Below are 18,726 nucleotides of genomic sequence, written 5' to 3' on the forward strand. Positions count from 1 at the left end.
GGACGGCGGATCCGGGTGGGAATCGAGGATTGACTGGAATGGTCGACAACCGGCGTCCCGGCGTTCCTGCCGGGACCACGACAGATGACGAGTTGCGCACGTGGTGCGATCAATCGCGGGTACCGGGTGAACGCCCGGAGCTCACCGACACCGCAGCCACCCTGATCGCATCGGGCTTCCTCACCCCCGCCGGACGCGCCATCGTGGTGCGCCGGATCTCTACCGGCCTGCCGTTGCCGGTGCTACCCGGCGGCTTCGGCGATCTGCGGAGACTGCAGCGGGCCATCGCCCAGGCCGAACAACAGTTGGACAACCCGATGGTGCCCGGCGTCGTGGCCGCCGTGATGCGCAACCGCATCAATGGTCTGCATCGCAAACGAGACGACGCCCGCAAACACATCGTGACGGCCAAAGGTGTGTTCGCCGGTGGGACCCGCGCCATCCGGCGGGAGCGACGCGAGAACGTCTACCTCGAGATCGAGGAGCGGGAGCGGTTGTTCGCGGGATTGTTGTGCACTCCCACCCCCAACGTGCACACCTCGGGCTACATGCGCCGCGCCGGGACCGCTGCCTTCGACCGCTTGGCCGGTGTCGTCGGTCAGGTGGCGTCGAAGTCCGGATATCCGCAGGCCGGTGAGTGGGCAAGCCAGATCTTGGCCCCCGATCGCGAGGAACCGGCGCCGGCGGCGTCGGCGACCGCCGGTGCGGCGACGTTCGTCGACGGCTACGAGACGCTGCTGTTCGTGGCGGGGCACTTCTACGACCGGATCGTCGGCAACCCGGCCTGGCTGTCGGATCATTTCGAACTGCAGCGCACCCAGGTGAACCTGCACGCGGAACTCGCCGAGATCGCCGCGGACGTCATCGCGCTGCGTGCGGTGCGCATCGATCTGGACCGGGCCAAGCGCAACGGGGGTTTCGACCAGTCCTTCGCCGAACACATCGACCGGCGGGAGAAGACGCTGCGCCCGGTGTGGACCGAACTGATCGACCGGGTGCAGGCGCTCGGCGATGTCGCCGCAGTCGTCGAGTCCGCGGCCGTCGAACTGCGGGTGCTCGCGGAGTACAACCGGACCACCACCATCGATGACCGGATCGGCGAACTCATCGCTCGCTCCGGTGACCGGGAGATGTCGGTGGACAACACCAAACGACTCACCGAGCAGGTGCGCAGCGGTGAAGAGCAGCTCCGCATCTATCGGGATGTGTTGCAAGGCAACATCGCTCGGCTCTCACCGGGTGCCGCGCACGAACTGCCGGCGCGCTACGAGCCGTCCTGAGCCCGCATCCAGGATCGTAGGTATCCCTTCTCCGTGGGGCTCAGTCGGCGCAACGTGTGCGCCTCGGTGTCGACGACGGCCATCTGGGTGCTCGCCACGCACGCGGCCTTCGCCGTCTGGTCGTCGTCGGATGCCCGGATCTCGTAGCCGATGGTGAAGTCCACCGAACGATGGCCGGTGATCCACATGCCGACCTGCAATGGGGTGTCGTCGTGGCGCAGTTGGCGTTGATATCGGATCTCGACGTGCACGATCATCGCGCTCATGATCAGCGCGGCGACGTCGTCGTCGGACTCGGCGACACTCCTGGCCGCCATCAGCCATTCGATCCGTGCCTCTTCCATCAGCGTGACCATCCGGGCGTGATTGACGTGACCGAACGCGTCCATGTCCGACCAGCGCACCGGGACCCGCGCGACGAACGCGAAGCCGTCGGCATCGAGACCGGCGCCGGTCGCGGCGGCCGAATTGTGTGACTCGGGCATCAGCGGTCTCCTGGTTGGTGATCCCCCGGAGCCTGCGCCCGGGGAATCTGCCGGCGTGCGCCGGCGCGACCTGCAGCATAGTGTCGGGGTTCCGGAAGGCGCCTACCGATCAGTACTCTGGTCGCAGGACGCCGCGGTTCGATGGGGAGCGCCGCGATCCGTAATTTTCGGACGACCCGCACGACGAAGTCGCGGGCGGCACGTCGTGTTGTGAGGGATGACATGCGGAAGTCGTATCGGTGGCCGGCGGTGGTCGCCGCCGTACTCATCGGAGTGCTCGCTGCGCCCGGGGTGGCGCACGCGGACACCAAGGTCGCCGAGATCTCGAAGTCGTCGAAGCTGAGCCCGCTGCGGACCGACATCTGGGTGGACTCCCCATCCATGGGCGGCAAGGTCAAGGTCTCGGTACTCACGCCGCAGTATTCGTCGGGGCCGCGTTCGACCGTCTACCTGCTCGACGGGGCCGACGCCGGCGAGGACGTCAGCGATTGGATCACCAAGGGCAAGGCCGGCAAGTTCTTCGCCGACAAGAACGTCAATGTGGTGTTGCCGACCGGCGGCGCGGGCAGCTTTTACACCAACTGGGTGCAGCGTGACGCCGCCCTGGGCAAGCCGCAGTGGGAAACGTTTCTGACCAAGGAACTGCCCCCGCTGATCGACGACCGCTTCGACGGGACGGGCCGCAATGCGGTGGTCGGCCTCTCGATGGGCGGGCAGTCGGCGTTCACCCTGGCCATGCGCAACCCGAGCCTCTACAGCGGGATCGCCTCGCTGAGTGGCTGCCCGCCGGTGTCGGGGCCGGTGAACGAGAGCTACGTCCGCACCACCGTCGCCAAGAGTGGCGGTGACGCCACCAACATGTGGGGGCCGTTCGGCTCGGCGAACTGGGATGCGCACGATCCCAGCAAGCATCTCGACAAGCTCCGTGGCAAGGACATCTTCATCGCAGCGGGTTCCGGGGCGATCGGGCCCCGCGATCTCACCGCGCCCTACGATCCCGAAGATGGACCGCGTGAGGCGGTGACCGCCGCCGGATCGGCGCTCGAACTCGGCGCGTGGCGCTGCTCGTTGGAGTTCGCAGCGACGCTGCGCGCCAACAATGTGGCCTTCACCGACGGCTTCCGGCTGATCGGCACCCACAGCTGGATCTATTGGGAGCAGGATCTTGCGAAGGCCTGGCCCACCATCTCTCGCGGCCTCTGATCAAAAAACCAAGGTGCGGCGACCTCAGGATTTCGTCCGCGCCGCCCACTGCTCGGCGAAGCGCAGGAAGACGTCGTCCTCGGCCGGGTGGGTGACCGTGACCCGGACACCGTCGCCGGCGAACGGACGCACCACCACCCCTGCCTCGACGCAGGCCTGCGCGAACTCGATCGTGTCGTCGCCGAGGTTCAGCCACACGAAATTCGCCTGCGAATCGGGCACCCGATAGCCGAGATCGCGCAGTCGGCCACTCACCCGAGTGCGTTCGGCGACGACTGCGTCGGTGCGGGCCAGCAGTTCGTCCTTGGCGGCCAGCGAGGCCAGCGCAGCCTGCTGGGCGACGCTGTTGACCGAGAACGGGACGTGCGCCTTGCCGAGCGCGACGATCACCTCCGGGTCGGCGAGCGCATAGCCGACCCGCAACCCCGCCAGCCCATACGCCTTGGAGAACGTGCGTAACACCACCAGATTGCGGAACTCGCGCCGCAGTTCGAGGGCGTCATAAGCCTGCGACGGACCCAGCCGCAGGTATTCGAAGTACGCCTCGTCGAGCGCGACGATGATGTCCGACGGCACGGTACGCAGGAACTGACGCAAGGCGTCGGCCTCCACGACCGTTCCTGTGGGATTGTTCGGGTTGCACACGAAGATCAGCCGGGTGCGGTCGGTGATCGCGGCCGCCATCGCCGGCAGGTCGTAGGTGAGGTCCGACGTCAGCGGCACCTGCACGGGCGTCGCACCGGCGACCCGGGTCGCCAACGGATAGGTCTCGAAGGAGCGCCAGCCGAACACCACCTCGTCGCCGGGTCCACTGGTGACGGTGATCAGGTTCTGGCACAGGATCACCGACCCGCATCCGACTTGGACCTCGGACTCGGTGACACCGAGCTTCTTGGCCAGGGCTGCGGTGAGCTCCACCATGCCGTTGTCGGGGTAGCGGTTGACGGCGGCCGCTGCCGCCCCGATGGCCTCGCGCACGCTGGGCAGTGGGCCCTCGGTGACTTCGTTGCTCGCCAGCTTCACCGCGCCGGGGAACGTCTTGCCGGGCACGTAGACGGGCAGGTCGGCAAGGTCTTCTCGGATACGCAAAGCCACCCGTCAAATGTAGTTGTGTGGCCGTGGTCAGGTCGCAGCCGGTCGGCCGTAGTCGCGGTTTGCTTCGTGGCGCACAGTGTGTGTAACCTTTCGCTTCGGCAGTTCGAAAGGACTCCGCCAAGGAGGCGTGCCAGAGCGGCCGAATGGGACTCACTGCTAATGAGTTGTCTCGCTAACACGGGACCGGAGGTTCAAATCCTCTCGCCTCCGCCGACCTACGGTCACGCCGACCGTGGGAGTACAACTGAATAGCACGCGCCCGTAGCTCAACGGATAGAGCATCTGACTACGGATCAGAAGGTTTGGGGTTCGAATCCCTACGGGCGCACTCGACACACGCCCCGTCACCATCAGGTGACGGGGCGTGTGTCGTTTTTGCGGAACCGCTCGCTCGGGAACCTGTGCACATCCCGGATCGAATTACACACATGTGAGTAGATTCTGTGGACAACTCAGACACAGCGGTCACCGCCGTTGTCGAACCTGTCAGGGCCTTACGATCACCGGGTGTCGAGTACCCCACGGATAATCGTTGTCAGCGGCGTCGTCATCCGGGACCGGCGTGGACACCTGCTCACCGTGCGCAAGCGGGGGACGTCGCGGTTCATGCTCCCCGGCGGAAAACCGGAGACATCGGAATCGGCGGTCGCAGCGGCGTCGCGCGAGTGCGAGGAGGAAGTGGGTCTCGTCATTCCGCCACACCGGTTGCGCTGCTGGGGGGAGTTCCGATCCGCGGCGGCCAACGAATCCGGATTCGAGATCGAGGCAACAGTATTCGGCTACGACGGTGTCGTCGACGAACTCACGCCTTCCGCTGAGATCGCCGAGATCCGTTGGCTTGACGTCGAGGACAGGCCGTTGCCCGAGGATCTCGCGCCGCTGCTGATCGACCATGTGATCCCGGCGCTCTGAACACCGGTTCGATCCGAGTGCGGAAACGGCACGGAAGAGTTTCGCAGGATTCACCGATCGCAAGCCCATCTCCGTTATCGTGACTCGCGAGATCGATGTCGTGACGTTCACCCGAAAGGTTCAGGCATGAACTCGTCCTCACCCGTCGCAAAATTGGCTGCGGAATTGTTCGGCACGTTCTGGTTGGTATTCGGCGGCTGTGGTTCAGCGATCTTCGCTGCCAAACAGATCGCGGAGGCCACCGATGGCGGCGACAACTATCAAGTCGGCATCGGCTACCTCGGTGTCGCGCTCGCCTTCGGTCTGACCGTGGTCACCATGGCCTACGCGGTCGGCCACATCTCCGGCGGACACTTCAATCCGGCGATCACCCTCGGCGCGGCGGTCGGCGGCCGGATCGCGTGGAAAGATCTGCCGGGCTACTGGATCGCGCAGGTGGTGGGTGGACTGCTCGCCGGGCTCCTGCTCCTCGTGATAGCAAGCGGCAAAGACGGATTCGACCGTATCGGCGGGATGGCCGCCAACGGGTACGGCGAGAACTCGCCGGACGGGTACTCCCTGCTGGCGGTGCTCATCGCCGAAGTCCTGCTGACGGCGTTCTTCCTGCTCGTCGTGCTGGGTACCACCGGCGGCAAGGCGCCCAGCACGTTCGCCCCGCTGGCCATCGGCCTGTGCCTGACCCTGATCCACCTGATCTCGATCCCGATCAGCAACACGTCGGTGAATCCGGCGCGATCCACGGCCGTGGCCTTCTTCAACGGAGACGGGGCGCCGGCCCAGCTGTGGCTGTTCTGGCTGGCGCCGTTGCTCGGCGGACTCATCGGCGGCCTGCTCTACCCGCTGCTGTTCGAGGACGGCAAGCTGAAATTCGGTGGGCAGGGAGCCGACCCGCAACGGGCCGAGGCGACGGCGCGGTAAGTCGATCAAGTGATCCGGGGGCCTGGGACGGTGGCGGCGGTGACATCCGGGCCGACGTAGTGTCGAAGAGTGGGCGTAGGAGCCCACGACCGGCGCAGTGCCGGTCGACGACACGACGGGAGGCCGACGATGGGAGATCCCACCGGAACGCCGCCCCGGTCGACACCACCGCCAACGGATGATCTCTATCGGACACCGATCTACGGCCAGCTGTATCCGCCGCTCGGCTATGCCCCGGACGGCACACCGATGTTCGTTCCTGGCCAACCGGCCGGTGCATCCGGACAGGCATCCCACGGCGACTCACCGACGGGCACACCACCCGGCGCACCTGACGATGGCGTACTCGCCGACGGGGCCCGGCCGTACGAGCGCGGCGAAGGAGTCGACGCCCCGCGCCGGCCGCCGTCGGATCGACGTCTCGTCGGTCTTGTGGCGCTCGTCGCGGTCGCAGCGCTCGGGCTGCTGGCCTTGACGGTCGGCCGCGCTGCGCTGCGTGGCGACGAACCCGTCACCCAACCGACGTTGCCGATGGTGATCTCCGAACTACCCACTCAGCCGCCGACCGCAGCACCCGGCGCGCCCGGGGGGCCCGGTGATTCGGCGCGTACCGCGGGCAAGGAGGTCACCTACGAAGTGGCCGCCAGCTCGCCGAGCACGATCCTCTACGTCGACGATGTGGGTCTGCGTACGACGGTCGGGGCGTCGGCGGCCTGGACCGTCACTTTCACCGGCTCGGCCAATCCGCTCCGGGTGCTGGTGCTCGCCGGCGAGGGTGAAGCGCGATGCACGATCACCGTTGATGGCCGCGTGGTCGCCGAGGATCGGATCACCGCGCAGTCACCGCGCCGGACCGTTTCCTGCCGGGCCTGAGGTGAGCGTGGTCACCGATCAGGGGCGTCAGCCTGCCCATCGAGTGTGTACGCCGGTGCCCAGGTCGCTACCGTAGATCCGTGAGTGCTTCGCAAACTGCTTCCGAGAACACCGCCGGGTCGGGCGGCTCGTCGACGGCGCCCGACCTCAAGACGATGGTCACCTGGCGCGGCGAGGGCGCTGACCGGCTCGAACAGGTGCGCCTGTTGGTCAACGGCGCCCGGATCAAGGCCTACGGCCGCATCATTGCCGCAGCCACCGACGCCCACGAGGCGTTCTCGGCGTCCTACGAACTCGTCACCAACGACAGCGGCGTCACCAAACGTCTGTCGCTGCATCTGGTGCGAGCGAGTGGCGAAACACAGATGGCGATCACCCGTGACGGTGAGCACAACTGGTTGGTCCAGACCACCGACGGCACGCAGCGCAGCGACTTCAATGGTGCCGAGGACATCGACCTCGCGTTGTCGCCGATGTTCAACGCCCTGCCGATCCGTCGTCATGGGCTGCACCGGGGCGGCAGCGAGATCGACGTTCCCGTGGTCTACCTGTATCTGCCCAGCGGAACAGTGGAGCCGGCCACCCTGCACTACACCCCGACCGCCGACGGGATCGACGTCGTGTCGCCGATCGTGACGTCGTCGCTGACGGTGGACGACAATGGATTCGTTGTCGACTACGCGGGCCTGGCCACCCGGGTCTGACCCACGGCTCAACCCAGCCAGACGCGGGCCTGGTGCGCCTGGCGCCGTAGCTGCTGAGCCCAGCCCGGCTCGCCGACCTGTACCCCGGTGATCGGCACTGGTTCCGACCCGGCAATCGCTTCATAGGCCAGTCGGGATCGGTGGCCGTCGTCCACCAGGACCTCCACGGTGCCGTGATCGCGCAGCTCGTCGCGTGCGGCCAGCAGCCGGTCGATGGTCTCGCTGAGCACATTCAGCAGTGCTATCCGGTTGGCCTCCAACATCGCCCGTTGCAGGCCCGGGGCCGTCGCGGCGACCCGCGTACCGTCGCGGAAGCTGCCCGCGGCCAGGCGTAGCGCCAGTTCGCTCTCGCCGGCACCCACCGCTGCGGTGGCCGCCGCGGTGAGATGGGGCAGATGGGAGATCGCCGCGACGGCCCGATCGTGCGCGTCGGGCGCGGCCGGCACCACCAGAGCGCCGACCGCGCGGGCCAACGCCGCTACCGCCGACCAGTCGTTCGGATCGGTGCCGTCCTCGGTCGACACCATCCACATCGCATCACGGAACAGATCCGGATCGGTCGCCGACCACCCGGATCGGCTGGTACCGGCCATCGGGTGCCCACCCACGTACCGCACACCCGGGGCGTGGCGGTCGACCGCGTCGGCGACCGCCCGCTTCACACTGATCACATCGGTCAACAGGCAGTTCGGCGCATGCGCGACCACCTCGGTGAGCAGCTCGTCGATCGTGGTGACGGGTGTCGCGAGCACCAGGACGGCGTCGTCGACCGCCGCGCGCTCGAGTGTGGACACCAGGTCGGTGGACGCATCGTGGCCCGACGCGACGGCGGCATCGACGGTCTCCGCCGAACGGTTGTACCCGAACACTCGATGTCCGTCGATCTGCAGTGCACGCATCAGGGAGCCCCCGATGAGTCCGAGTCCGAGAATGCAGATCGATCGGTTCGGTGCGGAGGGGGTGGCAGACGCGGCAGTCACCTCATCACATTCGCACACACAGCGGTGAGGCGGGAACGTCCGGGACCCTGGCGATGCGTCCGGGTCGGTGCGGCGGTGGACCGCGGTGCGGGGGGGAGGGGAGAGGACTTGGGCGGCACGCGGTTAGCGGCTACGGTGACCTGCATGGCAGGTGCCGGCGCGGGTGTAACAGGTGGTCCCAACAAACAGGATGTCAGCGACGAGATCGAGGGGTTCGCGGTCGCCGTTGTGCGCGAGGAGGGCGCGTGGAAGGTCACCGCGCTGAAGTCGTCGGCATTGTCCGATCTCGCCGACGCCGAGAAACAGCTTCGTTCGCTGCGCGCGACGGGCGCCGTCTTCGGGCTCCTCGATGTCGACGATGAGTTCTTCATCGTCCTGCGGCCCACCCCCCAGGGTCCGCGACTGTTGGTCTCCGATGCGACTGCTGGCATCGACTACGACGTGGCCGCCGACGCCCTGGACGCCATGAACATCGAGATCCCGGACCTCGACCCGGACGAACTCGACGATGTGGACCCCTGGGAGGAAGGTGATCTGGCGATCCTCGCCGACCTGGGGCTGCCGGATGCGGTGATGAGCATCATCGTCGGTGACACGGATCTCTACGCCGACGAACAGGTCGGGATGATCGCCGCCCGTCTCGGATTCGCCGACGAACTGTCCAAGGTGCTCGACAAGCTGGGACATTGAGCCCAACCGGTGGCGGGTCGCCGCGCGCGCACTGGGAGACCATGATGCGTGAGGCTCTCGCCGCCGCGGCCGAGGCCGGCGACGACGACATCCCCATCGGGGCGGTGGTGCTGGATCCGGACGGGATCGAACTGGCGCGCGCAGCGAATCGTCGTGAGGCGCTCGCTGACCCGACCGCGCACGCCGAGATCCTGGCGCTTCGTGCCGCCGCGAGCCGCTTCGGGGACGGTTGGCGGCTGTCCGGCTGCACGCTGGTCGTCACCGTCGAACCGTGCACGATGTGTGCCGGCGCGATCACGATGGCGCGGATCGGGGCCCTGGTGTTCGGGGCCTGGGAGCCGAAGACCGGCGCGGTCGGCTCGCTCTGGGATGTCGTCCGCGATCCCCGGCTGGCACACCGGCCGGAGGTCGTCGGCGGGGTGCTCGAAGAGCAGTGCCGCGACCTGATGCTCGATTTCTTCCACCCCCGGCGGATCTGAGTACCGCGGCGCCCTGAAGTGCGATTTCAGGGTGAATATCAGGGTCCATGGGCGCGCTTCCTCTGGCAGATTGGAGCCATGGGCGCGCACGGTGTCGTGTGTGCCACCCAACGAACCGAGGAGTGGCCATGTCCGATGCGACCGACAGGATCAACGACGTCGTCGACACCGTCCGGGACAAGATCAACGAGTTCGCGGCCAGCGACACCGTGCACGACGCGGTGAACACGGTCCGCGACAGGATCGACGAGTTCGCAGCCAGCGACGCCGTCCAGGGAGCCGTCGACACCGCGAAGGAGAAATTCGGCGAGATCGCCGAGAACGAGAAAGTCCAGGAGGCCGTCGCCCTCGCCCGGGAGAAGGCAGGCGAGTTCAAGGACCGCCTCGGCGGGTCGGGCTCGCACTGACCTGCGGTCGTGGAGAGGTTTGAGCTTCCATGGCACGGTGGTAAGTGCTCTCGTAGCCCGGGACATCCGGTCCCGGCGACTCTCACCGAGGAGGCAGTTCATGGGTATCGAGGACGACGCCAAGAACAAGGCCGAGGAAATGAAGGGACGCGGGAAAGAAGCTGCCGGTTCCCTCACAGACAACGAGGACCTCAAGCAAGAGGGCAAGAGCGATCAGGGCATCGCCCAGGGCAAGCAGAAGGTCGCCGACGCCGCTGATGCCGTCAAGGGCAAGGTCGACGACGTCAAGAACAAGCTCACCGGTAACTAGCGCCTTGGGGTGTTCTGACCAGCCAATTTAGGCTCAGGCGTCGACTGCGGTACAGTCTTCCGCGGTGGCGTGTCCGAGCGGCCGAAGGTGCAGCACTCGAAATGCTGTGTGCGGTAACCCCGTACCGAGGGTTCAAATCCCTCCGCCACCGCAGCGAATGGCCCCTCATCTATCCAGGTGAGGGGCCGTTTCGTGTTTCAGCCGATGGTGTCGTGCCCGCCATCTGCCCATACTTTGCCCACACTCTGCGTCGAGTAGCGCTACTTCACGGTGACCGCGAGGTCGTCGAGATCCTTCCCTTGGCACTGCATTGGCAGCTCGTTCCCCAGCTGAGGACCGCTCCGAGGTCGTGGCAAGCCTGCGGGAGTCGGGGCTGTCGATCCGGGCGATTGAATCGAGGTGTTGCGATGCAACACCTGCCGATGCCGCACCCATCACCGGTACGGACGGCAAGACCTACACACCGAAGCCAGGAGGCCAGGCGGCACTCCACACCCCATCCCCGGTCACGTGACCGAAGATGTCACGGGAAGTATGGCGCGACTATCCCCGTTGAGTCGTCACCCCACGCTGGTCTCGACGGCAACCACCCCGCCACCCAACCTTGAAATTGTCTGCTCCAATTTCAAGGTTGGCGCGATAACCTTGAAATTACATCGTCGGTTTTCAAGGTTGGGTCGCCCAATGGATCCGAGAGATTGAAAGACAGCCCGGTGGGGAAGTTAGTGCCCATCAGGGGTTACGACCCTAGGTTCAGCGAGGAGTACGAGTACTTCGGCTACGTTCCAAATCCACTGCCTGCGAACTTTGACTTACAGGCGTCGTCGTACTCGGTCGTAATCGACGCGACGGCTGCGCTCGCTCGAGCGGACCAGGCGTCATCACTGCTTCCGAACCCCACGCTGCTAGCGCGGCCGGCGACACGCCGCGAGGCAGTAAGCACGTCTGCTCTAGAGGGGACCTACGCGGCTCTGTCTGACGTGTTCGAGGCGGACTTCCTAGATAACGACGAGATGACCAGCACTGTCAGTGAAGTTCGAAACTACGTGACTGCAGCAGAGCGAGCGTACGAGATGATCGGCCAAGGCCAGCCGATTTCCGTCCGCATGCTTGAAGACCTGCAGGCAGAGTTGCTCCGTGGAACTCCGAGTGACAGTGCACACGCCGGGAGCGTGCGCACTTCTCAGGTTTTCATTGGCGTCGGCAATCGGCGGGTGGATTCGGCCCGCTTCGTTCCGCCTCCCGCAGATCATCGTCTGATCGATGGCCTGGAAGCTTGGCAGGACTGGATTCGTGAGATCAACGATGTGCCCACGATAGTCCGCGTTGCAGTGGCCCACTATCAGTTCGAGACGCTGCACCCGTTCCATGACGGGAATGGCCGCCTAGGTCGGCTGGTCGCGACTCTGCAGCTGATGTCCGCGGGCGACCTGCGATACCCCATCCTGAACCTGTCTCCGTGGCTAGTGCAGCGGCGGTCTGAGTATCAAGAGGGATTGCTCCGCGTGTCGCAGACGGGAGACTGGGACGGGTGGATCTGCTTTATGTCTGCAGCAATCCACGCCGAGGCGCTTGAGGTTGCGGCTCGCGTCGATCGGTTGCTCGCGCTGCGCGAGAGCTTCCAGATGACACTTCAGGGGTCGAAGGGTGTCGCACTGCGTATTGCTGACGATTTGGTGGGGTACCCGATGATCACTGCCACTCTGGCCTCGAAGTTGTACGGAGTTTCGTACCAAGCCGCCAACTCGGCGATAGCGAAGCTAGTAGACCTGGGAATTCTCCGGCAGCGCACTGCGGGACGCTACGACCGGATCTTCCAGTGCGATGAGGTCCTGAAAGCCTTGGAGTACTGAGCGGCAAGGCACTTGGCCACACTTGCCCACGAAACCGGGTGATCTACCGTGATGTTGGGTGACCTCGAATCGCAGGTAAGGGCGGGGTCGACTGTCGGTCGGTGCGGGCACCCGCTGAGCTGATCCGCCATTCCCGTGCACAGCAGCGCCGAGATTTCGGTCCCGGGCGCACGGTCGGTCACGACAGGAACTGCGCGGCGTTGGCCGCGAGGTCCAGCAGCGGCTGCGGGAAGATCCCCAGTCCGATGGTGACCACAGTGCACACCGCGATCGACGACGTCGTGAGGACACTCGGTTTCACCACGTGAGGGGCGTCCACCGGGACGTCGGCAAAGAACATCGCGACGATGATGCGGACGTAGAAGTAGGCCGCGATGGCGCTGCTGATGACACCGATCACCACCAGGACTCCGGCGCCGCTGCCGGCCGCTGCCGCGAACACGTCGAACTTCGCGATGAAGCCGCTGGTGAGCGGGATGCCGGCGAACGCGAGCAGAAACATCGAGAACATCGCGCCGACCAGCGGGTAGCGTCGGCCGAGTCCGGCCCACTGTGCGATGTCGGTGGCCTCACGGCCGGACATGTGCGGGCCCGACTGGCGATCCGGCTCGCGCACCACCGCCACCGTGGCGAAGGCGCCGAAGGTGGAGAACGCGTACGCCGCAAGGTAGAACATCGTTGCCGCCAGGCCGGCCTCGTCGAAGGCCACCAATCCCAACAGAATGAATCCCGCATGAGTGATCGACGAATACGCAAGCATCCGTTTGACATCGGTCTGGGTCACCGCCATCACGGCGCCGACGAGCATGGTGGCGATCGCCACCGCCCACAGCACGGGCTCCCAATCATCTCGCAGACCACCGAAGGCCGTGTAGAACACCCGCAGCAACGCGCCGAACGCGGCGATCTTGGTGGCGGCCGCCATGAACGCCGTGACCGGGGTGGGGGCGCCCTGATACACGTCCGGAATCCAGGCGTGAAAGGGTACGGCGCCGACTTTGAACAGCAACCCCACCGCCAACAGGCCCAGCGCGATCAGTGGCAACACGGTGTCGCCGGCCGGCTCGCGAGCCGCCGCGTCGACCACCTCGCCGATCGCCCCGAGTTGTAGCGATCCGGTGGCCCCGTAGGCGAAGGCGGCACCGAACAGGAAGAACGCCGACGCGAAGGCGCCGAGTAGGAAGTACTTGAGCGAGGCCTCCTGCGAGATCAGTCGGCGTCGACGCGCCAGACCGCACAACAGGTACAGCGGCAGTGAGAACACCTCGAGCGCGATGAACATCGTGAGCAGGTCACCGCATGCGGGAAACAGCATCATTCCGCCGACCGCGAGTAACGTCAGCGGAAACACCTCGGTGGTGAGACCACCCGCGCGGGTCGCCTCGAACTCGGCGTCGGTGTTGGGTACCGATGCCCCGGACGGGGTGAACATGTCCGCCTCGACCGACGACAAGGTGGCCTGGGCGGCGGCTCCCGGACCGTCGCTGAGCCGTTGGCCCGGTGCCGGTGCGGCCACCACCCGTTCCAGCCGCCGCTCGGCCATGAAGGCCACCGAGGCGATCGCGATCAGCACCAGCAGTCCCTGCAGGAACAGCGTCGGGCGGTCGATGACCACCGCACCGGACATGACGGATTCACCGAGACCGCCGCCGCGGGTCTGGGCGACGGCAACTGTGATGACGGCGACGAGCGCGGCGACGAGACCGCCGAGCGACAACACCAGGTGCGTCGGGTACCGCAGCCGTCGGGGCGTGAACGCTTCCACCAGCACGCCGACGACGGCGACACCGAACACGATCAGCATCGGCGACAGTGCGCCGTAGGCGACGCTGGGTGCCTCGATGAGGGCGAGCTGTGCAACCGTCATCACCGGTCTCCCTCCGTCGGTACCACGATGGTGGGTGTGGGGTCCTGCTCACCGATCGTGCTCATCGTGTGTGTGACGGCCGGATCGATGATGTCGAGCAACGGCTTCGGGTAGACGCCGAAGACCAGCAGCAGTGCGAGCAGCGGTGTCACGACCGCCAGCTCCCGCCCGTGGAGGTCACGCATGGGGCGGGTCGCGGCTCCCGGTCCTTCCGCGGATGCCGGTCTCGGTGGGCCGCCCATCATGCGTTGGTAGGTCCACAGGATGTAGATCGCCGACAACACCAGGGCGCTCGCGGCGGCGACGGCGGCCACCGGGTAGCGGGTGAACGTGCCGATGAGGACCAGGAACTCGCTGACGAACGGTGCCAGTCCCGGAAGCGACAGCGTGGCGAGTCCGGCCACCAGGAAGGTGCCGGCCAGGACAGGCGCGATCTTCTGCACGCCGCCGTAGTCGGCGATCAGTCGGCTGCCGCGCCGCGATACCAGGAACCCGGCGACCAGGAACAATGCGGCGGTGGAGATCCCGTGGTTGACCATGTACAAGGTCGAACCGGTCTGGCCCTGGCTGGTCAGCGCGAAGATGCCGAGGATGATGAACCCGAAGTGCGAGATCGAGGTGTAGGCGATCAAGCGCATCACATCGGTCTGTCCGATCGCGAGGATCGCGCCGTAGACGATGCCGATCACCGCGAGGGTTGCGATCAGGGGTGCGAAATAGCGTGCGGCATCGGGGAACAACTGCAGACAATAGCGCAGCATGGCGAAGGTGCCGACCTTGTCGACCACCGCCATCATCAACACCGCGCTCGCCGGTGTGGCCGAGACCGCGGCATCGGGCAGCCAGCCGTGCAGCGGCCACAGCGGCGCCTTCACCGCGAACGCGAACATGAAGCCGAGGAACAGCATTCGGACCAGACCGGTGCCGGCGTCGAGTTCTCCGGCGGACACCGCGTCGACGATGACCCGTAGATCGAAGGTGCCCGCCCCGTCGGTGCCGAGCCCGGATCGTGCGGTCACCACGTACAGGCCGATCACCGCGGCCAACATGATCAACCCGCCGAACAGGTTGTACAACAGGAACTTCACCGCAGCGCGGGCACGATCGTTCCCCTCACGGACCCCGAATCCGCCGATGAGGAAGTACATCGGGATCAGCATCGCCTCGAAGAAGATGTAGAACAGCAGGATGTCGATGGCGACGAAACTCATCAACACCATCGCCTCGACCGACAACATCAGGGCCAGATAGGTGTGCGGTCCCTTCTGTCTGCGCCCACCCGCATGATCCAGTGACCCGGAATGGTCGGCGTCGTGCCAGCCCGCGAGGATGAGGATGGGCAGCAGCACCGTGGTCAGCAGGACCAGCACCAACCCGATGCCGTCGAGGCCCAACGCGTAGCGCGTCCCGATGGCCGGAATCCAGCGCAGGTCCTCCACGAACTGGTATCGCGCGCCGTCGGCGTCGAAACCGACTGTCAGTCCGAGGGCCACCCCGAACGTGGTCAGCGAGACCGCCAGGGCCCACCACTTGGCGAGGTCGGGGCGGGTGTTCGGCACGGCGAGCGCCGCCACCCCGCCGAGGGCCGGCAGGAGCCACAGGATGGTCAACCAGGGGATGTTCACAGCACATTCACCACCATCACGAGCGCGACGATCGCCAGGGCGCCGGCGAACATCGACAGCGCGTAGGAACGCACGTAGCCGTTCTGCCAGGACCGTACTCGTTGTGACGCTCGGGCGATCGTGGTTCCGACACCGGTGGTCAGTCCGTCGACGCCGTCGCGCTCCACCGCGACGAGCCCCGCGGTCAGGTGTTGGCCGGGCGCCATTAGTAGTCGTTCGTTGACGGTGTCGCCGTAGAGATCACGTCGCGCGGCGACGGTCAGGGGCCCGACATCGTCGGGCGCCGGTACGACCACCGGGCGGATCGCGTACTGCCGCCAGGCCAGGCCGATGCCGATGGCCACCACGGCGAGGATGGTCGCCGTCACCACCCATGCCGGCACCGCGAGCTCGTGATGCTCTTCGCCGACCACGGGTTCGAGCCAGTGCACCAGCGAATCACCCCACGCCAAGGCGGCGCCGGCGACCACCGAACCGATGCCGATCAGGATCATCGGGCCGGTCATCACCCCGGGAGATTCGTGCGGATGCGGGGGCGGATCGTCGGCCCATCGTCGCTCGCCGAAGAACGTCAGGATCATGACCCGGGTCATGTAGAAGGCGGTGATTCCGGCGCCGAGGAGCGCGGCACCACCCAGGAGCCAGCCGCCGACGCCGCCGGACGCGAAGGCTGCCTCGATGATCGGGTCCTTGGAGAAGAAGCCGGAGAACGGTGGCACGCCGATGATCGCGAGGTAGCCGACCCCGAAGGTGGCGAAGGTGATCGGCATCAGGGTGCGCAGCCCGCCGAAGCGACGCATGTCGGTCTCGTCGTCCATGGCGTGCATCACCGACCCGGCGCCCAGGAACAATCCGGCCTTGAAGAAGCCGTGGGTGAGCAGATGCATGATGGCGAAGGCGTATCCGGCCGGGCCGAGTCCGGTCGCCAGCACCATGTAACCGATCTGGCTCATCGTCGACGCCGCGAGTGCCTTCTTGATGTCATCCTTGGCGCAGCCGATGATCGCGCCGAACAGCAACGTCACCGCGCCGACCACGGCCACGCCCGCCTGTGCCGCGGGCGCGAGATCGAAGATGGGGTTGGAGCGCGCGATCAGGTAGACGCCTGCGGTCACCATGGTGGCGGCGTGGATCAGCGCCGACACCGGGGTGGGGCCTTCCATCGCGTCGCCGAGCCACGACTGCAACGGGACCTGCGCCGACTTTCCGCAGGCGGCCAGCAGCAGCATGAATCCGAGTGCGGTGACAACGTTCTCGCCGACCTGTCCGGCGCCGGCGAACACCGCCTCGAAACTCACCGCACCGACGGTGGCGAACATGATCATCAGCGCGACCGCGAGGCCGATGTCGCCGACGCGGTTGACCACGAATGCCTTCTTGGCCGCAGTCGCCGCGGTCGGCTTGTACTGCCAGAACCCGATCAACAGATACGATGCGAGCCCGACGCCTTCCCAGCCGAGATAGAGGCCGAGATAGTTGTCGGCCAATACCAGCAGCAGCATCGCGGCGAGAAACAGATTGAGGTAGGCGAAGAATCGGCGACGATCCCGGTCGTCGGCCATGTAGCCGATCGAGTAGATGTGGATCAGCGATCCGACTCCGGTGATCAGCAACACAAAGCACATCGACAGCTGGTCGAGTTGCAGTCCGAAGTCAACCTGCAGCTGACCCACGGGTATCCAGCTGAACAGGATCTGGTGCGCGGCACGATCATCGGCGCCACGGCCGAGCATGCCGACAAACATGATCAGTCCCGCCACGAACGACGCCAGTGCGAGTCCGGTGCCGAGCAGGTGGCCCCAACGGTCGGTGCGTCGGCCGCCGAGCAACAGAATCGCTGCGCCGATCAGCGGAAGTGCGGGCACCAGCCAGAGCAGGTCGGCGGTCGTCTGGGAGCTCACCGGCACCTCACTATCGCTTCAGCAGGTCGGTGTCGTCGACCGAGGCCGACCTGCGGGCGCGGAAAATGGTCATGATGATGGCCAAACCCACCACCACCTCGGCTGCGGCGACCACCATCACGAAGAACGCGATCACCTGACCGTCGAACGAGCCGTGCATCCGGGCGAACGTCACGAATGCGAGGTTGGCTGCATTGAGCATCAGCTCGATACACATGAAGACCACGATCGCGTTGCGCCGCAGCAGCACCCCGGCTGCGCCGATAGCGAACAGCAACGCCGCGAGGTAGAGGTAGTTCTCTGGATTCATCCGTGGTCCTTCCCGCGTCCTTCGGCGAGTTGTCTACGGATGCTGGGGGATTCGTGACTCGGCGCGACCGCAGATCGGGGACGCAGCGTGGCGTTCACCGACAGATCCGACGGGGTGCCGTCCGGGAGCAGCGCGGGCACGTCGACGGCATTGTGCCGCGCGTACACGCCGGGACTGGGCAGCGGCGTCATGTCGATGCCGTCCCGGAATCGTTGTACTGACAGCTCCCGCTGGGTGCGTCGCGGACCGAACCGTTCCCGATGGGCGAGGACCATGGCGCCCAGCGTGGCCGCGATGAGCAGGGCGCCGGTGAGTTCGAACGCCCAAAGATACTGCACGAAGATGAGTTCGGCGATCGCTTCGACGTTGCCGTCGTCCGCGGTGGCCGGTGCACCGGGCGCGCCGGCCACCGGCGCGCCGACGAACACGGCGAGCGACGCGTTGGCGATCCCGGCGATGAGCAGCACGCCGAATCCGAGTCCGATCAGGATTGCGGCAACGCGTTGCCCGCGCAGCGTCTCCACCAGGGAGTCCGACGAGTCGACACCGATCAGCATCAGCACGAACAGGAACAGCATCATCACCGCGCCGGTGTAGACCACCACCTGCACCACACCCAGGAACAGCGCACCCTGCGCGACATAGAAGATCGCCAGGATGATCATCGTCGTCGCCAGGAAGATCGCCGAATACACGGCCTTGGTGGCGAACACGACGCCGAGAGCACCGATCAGTGCGACCGCCCCCAGCACCCAGAACTGCACGGCCTCACCCGTGCTGGTCGTCGGGAGCGAAGCGAGCGGGACCGATGTCGACGTGCGGGTCAGCTCCGCG

At 66.2% G+C, this 18,726-nt stretch carries 19 protein-coding genes and 3 tRNA genes; 14 read left to right on the forward strand and 8 right to left on the reverse strand.

What is annotated here, in order from left to right; genetic code table 11:
- Positions 1-38 precede the first annotated feature (38 nt).
- Positions 39-1,280 (forward strand): hypothetical protein, encoded by a 1,242-nt coding sequence (locus tag L1892_RS09560; protein WP_235723362.1) that lies wholly within the window; start codon positions 39-41, stop codon positions 1,278-1,280.
- Here the strand turns inward: L1892_RS09560 and L1892_RS09565 are convergent.
- Positions 1,265-1,765 (reverse strand): acyl-CoA thioesterase, encoded by a 501-nt coding sequence (locus L1892_RS09565; RefSeq protein WP_235723363.1) that lies wholly within the window; start codon positions 1,763-1,765, stop codon positions 1,265-1,267. The genes L1892_RS09560 and L1892_RS09565 overlap by 16 nt on opposite strands.
- Positions 1,766-1,987: 222 nt before the next feature.
- Here L1892_RS09565 and L1892_RS09570 point away from each other — a divergent pair, with 222 nt between their 5' ends.
- Positions 1,988-2,968 carry an alpha/beta hydrolase gene (locus L1892_RS09570; RefSeq protein WP_235723364.1) on the forward strand — a complete coding sequence of 327 codons (981 nt, stop codon included), beginning with the start codon at positions 1,988-1,990 and terminating at the stop codon, positions 2,966-2,968.
- Between the two features lie 24 nt (positions 2,969-2,992).
- Here L1892_RS09570 and hisC read toward each other — a convergent pair whose 3' ends face one another.
- The gene (hisC, locus tag L1892_RS09575; RefSeq protein ID WP_235723365.1) at positions 2,993-4,063 is read right to left on the reverse strand and encodes a histidinol-phosphate transaminase; all 1,071 of its coding nucleotides are present in this window, start codon (positions 4,061-4,063) and stop codon (positions 2,993-2,995) included.
- Positions 4,064-4,184: 121 nt separating this feature from the next.
- On the opposite strand from hisC, the gene L1892_RS09580 reads away from it, so the two are divergent.
- The 6 genes from L1892_RS09580 (at position 4,185) to L1892_RS09605 (ending at position 7,470) form a co-directional block, all read left to right on the forward strand.
- Positions 4,185-4,273, forward strand: a tRNA-Ser gene (locus L1892_RS09580).
- A gap of 45 nt (positions 4,274-4,318) precedes the next feature.
- Positions 4,319-4,391: transfer RNA gene (locus tag L1892_RS09585), tRNA-Arg, on the forward strand.
- 179 nt (positions 4,392-4,570) lie between these two features.
- Entirely contained in the window at positions 4,571-4,975 is a 405-nt protein-coding gene (locus L1892_RS09590) for an NUDIX hydrolase (protein ID WP_235723366.1), read from the forward strand.
- A gap of 126 nt (positions 4,976-5,101) precedes the next feature.
- Positions 5,102-5,893, forward strand: a complete 792-nt coding sequence (gene aqpZ, locus L1892_RS09595) for an aquaporin Z (protein ID WP_235723367.1) — start codon at positions 5,102-5,104, stop codon at positions 5,891-5,893.
- Positions 5,894-6,022: 129 nt separating this feature from the next.
- Positions 6,023-6,766, forward strand: coding sequence for a hypothetical protein (locus L1892_RS09600; RefSeq protein WP_235723368.1), 744 nt, complete (start codon positions 6,023-6,025; stop codon positions 6,764-6,766).
- An 80-nt stretch (positions 6,767-6,846) separates the two neighbouring features.
- Positions 6,847-7,470 carry a putative glycolipid-binding domain-containing protein gene (locus tag L1892_RS09605; RefSeq protein ID WP_235723369.1) on the forward strand — a complete coding sequence of 208 codons (624 nt, stop codon included), beginning with the start codon at positions 6,847-6,849 and terminating at the stop codon, positions 7,468-7,470.
- Between the two features lie 8 nt (positions 7,471-7,478).
- Here L1892_RS09605 and L1892_RS09610 read toward each other — a convergent pair whose 3' ends face one another.
- Positions 7,479-8,450, reverse strand: a complete 972-nt coding sequence (locus L1892_RS09610; protein ID WP_235723370.1) for a prephenate dehydrogenase — start codon at positions 8,448-8,450, stop codon at positions 7,479-7,481.
- Between the two features lie 144 nt (positions 8,451-8,594).
- On the opposite strand from L1892_RS09610, the gene L1892_RS09615 reads away from it, so the two are divergent.
- The 6 genes from L1892_RS09615 to L1892_RS09640 all read left to right on the forward strand — a co-directional run bounded on the left by L1892_RS09615 (position 8,595) and on the right by L1892_RS09640 (position 12,189).
- On the forward strand, positions 8,595-9,140 hold the full coding sequence (locus L1892_RS09615; RefSeq protein ID WP_235723371.1) for a tRNA adenosine deaminase-associated protein: 546 nt from the start codon (positions 8,595-8,597) through the stop codon (positions 9,138-9,140).
- 44 nt (positions 9,141-9,184) lie between these two features.
- Entirely contained in the window at positions 9,185-9,619 is a 435-nt protein-coding gene (locus L1892_RS09620) for a nucleoside deaminase (RefSeq protein ID WP_235723428.1), read from the forward strand.
- Between the two features lie 128 nt (positions 9,620-9,747).
- On the forward strand, positions 9,748-10,026 hold the full coding sequence (locus L1892_RS09625) for a hypothetical protein (RefSeq protein ID WP_235723372.1): 279 nt from the start codon (positions 9,748-9,750) through the stop codon (positions 10,024-10,026).
- A gap of 100 nt (positions 10,027-10,126) precedes the next feature.
- Positions 10,127-10,336: a CsbD family protein gene (locus tag L1892_RS09630; protein WP_235723373.1), complete on the forward strand. Its 210-nt coding sequence runs from the start codon at positions 10,127-10,129 to the stop codon at positions 10,334-10,336.
- Between the two features lie 63 nt (positions 10,337-10,399).
- Positions 10,400-10,487: transfer RNA gene (locus tag L1892_RS09635), tRNA-Ser, on the forward strand.
- 562 nt (positions 10,488-11,049) lie between these two features.
- Positions 11,050-12,189 (forward strand): Fic family protein, encoded by a 1,140-nt coding sequence (locus L1892_RS09640; RefSeq protein ID WP_235723374.1) that lies wholly within the window; start codon positions 11,050-11,052, stop codon positions 12,187-12,189.
- Between the two features lie 178 nt (positions 12,190-12,367).
- Here L1892_RS09640 and nuoN read toward each other — a convergent pair whose 3' ends face one another.
- The 5 genes from nuoN to L1892_RS09665 are packed head-to-tail and all read right to left on the reverse strand — an operon-like array spanning position 12,368 to position 18,719.
- Positions 12,368-14,056, reverse strand: a complete 1,689-nt coding sequence (gene nuoN, locus L1892_RS09645; protein WP_235723375.1) for an NADH-quinone oxidoreductase subunit NuoN — start codon at positions 14,054-14,056, stop codon at positions 12,368-12,370.
- On the reverse strand, positions 14,056-15,681 hold the full coding sequence (locus L1892_RS09650) for an NADH-quinone oxidoreductase subunit M (RefSeq protein WP_235723376.1): 1,626 nt from the start codon (positions 15,679-15,681) through the stop codon (positions 14,056-14,058). Before L1892_RS09650 ends, nuoN begins: the two co-directional genes overlap by 1 nt.
- Positions 15,678-17,582 (reverse strand): NADH-quinone oxidoreductase subunit L, encoded by a 1,905-nt coding sequence (gene nuoL, locus L1892_RS09655; protein ID WP_235723377.1) that lies wholly within the window; start codon positions 17,580-17,582, stop codon positions 15,678-15,680. The genes L1892_RS09650 and nuoL overlap by 4 nt, the downstream gene beginning before the upstream one ends.
- A 10-nt stretch (positions 17,583-17,592) precedes the next feature.
- The gene (gene nuoK / locus L1892_RS09660; RefSeq protein WP_235723378.1) at positions 17,593-17,892 is read right to left on the reverse strand and encodes an NADH-quinone oxidoreductase subunit NuoK; all 300 of its coding nucleotides are present in this window, start codon (positions 17,890-17,892) and stop codon (positions 17,593-17,595) included.
- On the reverse strand, positions 17,889-18,719 hold the full coding sequence (locus tag L1892_RS09665) for an NADH-quinone oxidoreductase subunit J (protein WP_235723429.1): 831 nt from the start codon (positions 18,717-18,719) through the stop codon (positions 17,889-17,891). The genes nuoK and L1892_RS09665 overlap by 4 nt, the downstream gene beginning before the upstream one ends.
- Between the last annotated feature and the right edge of the window lie 7 nt (positions 18,720-18,726).

Origin of the sequence: Gordonia tangerina, from assembly GCF_021556435.1 — a bacterium.
GTDB lineage: Bacteria > Actinomycetota > Actinomycetes > Mycobacteriales > Mycobacteriaceae > Gordonia > Gordonia tangerina.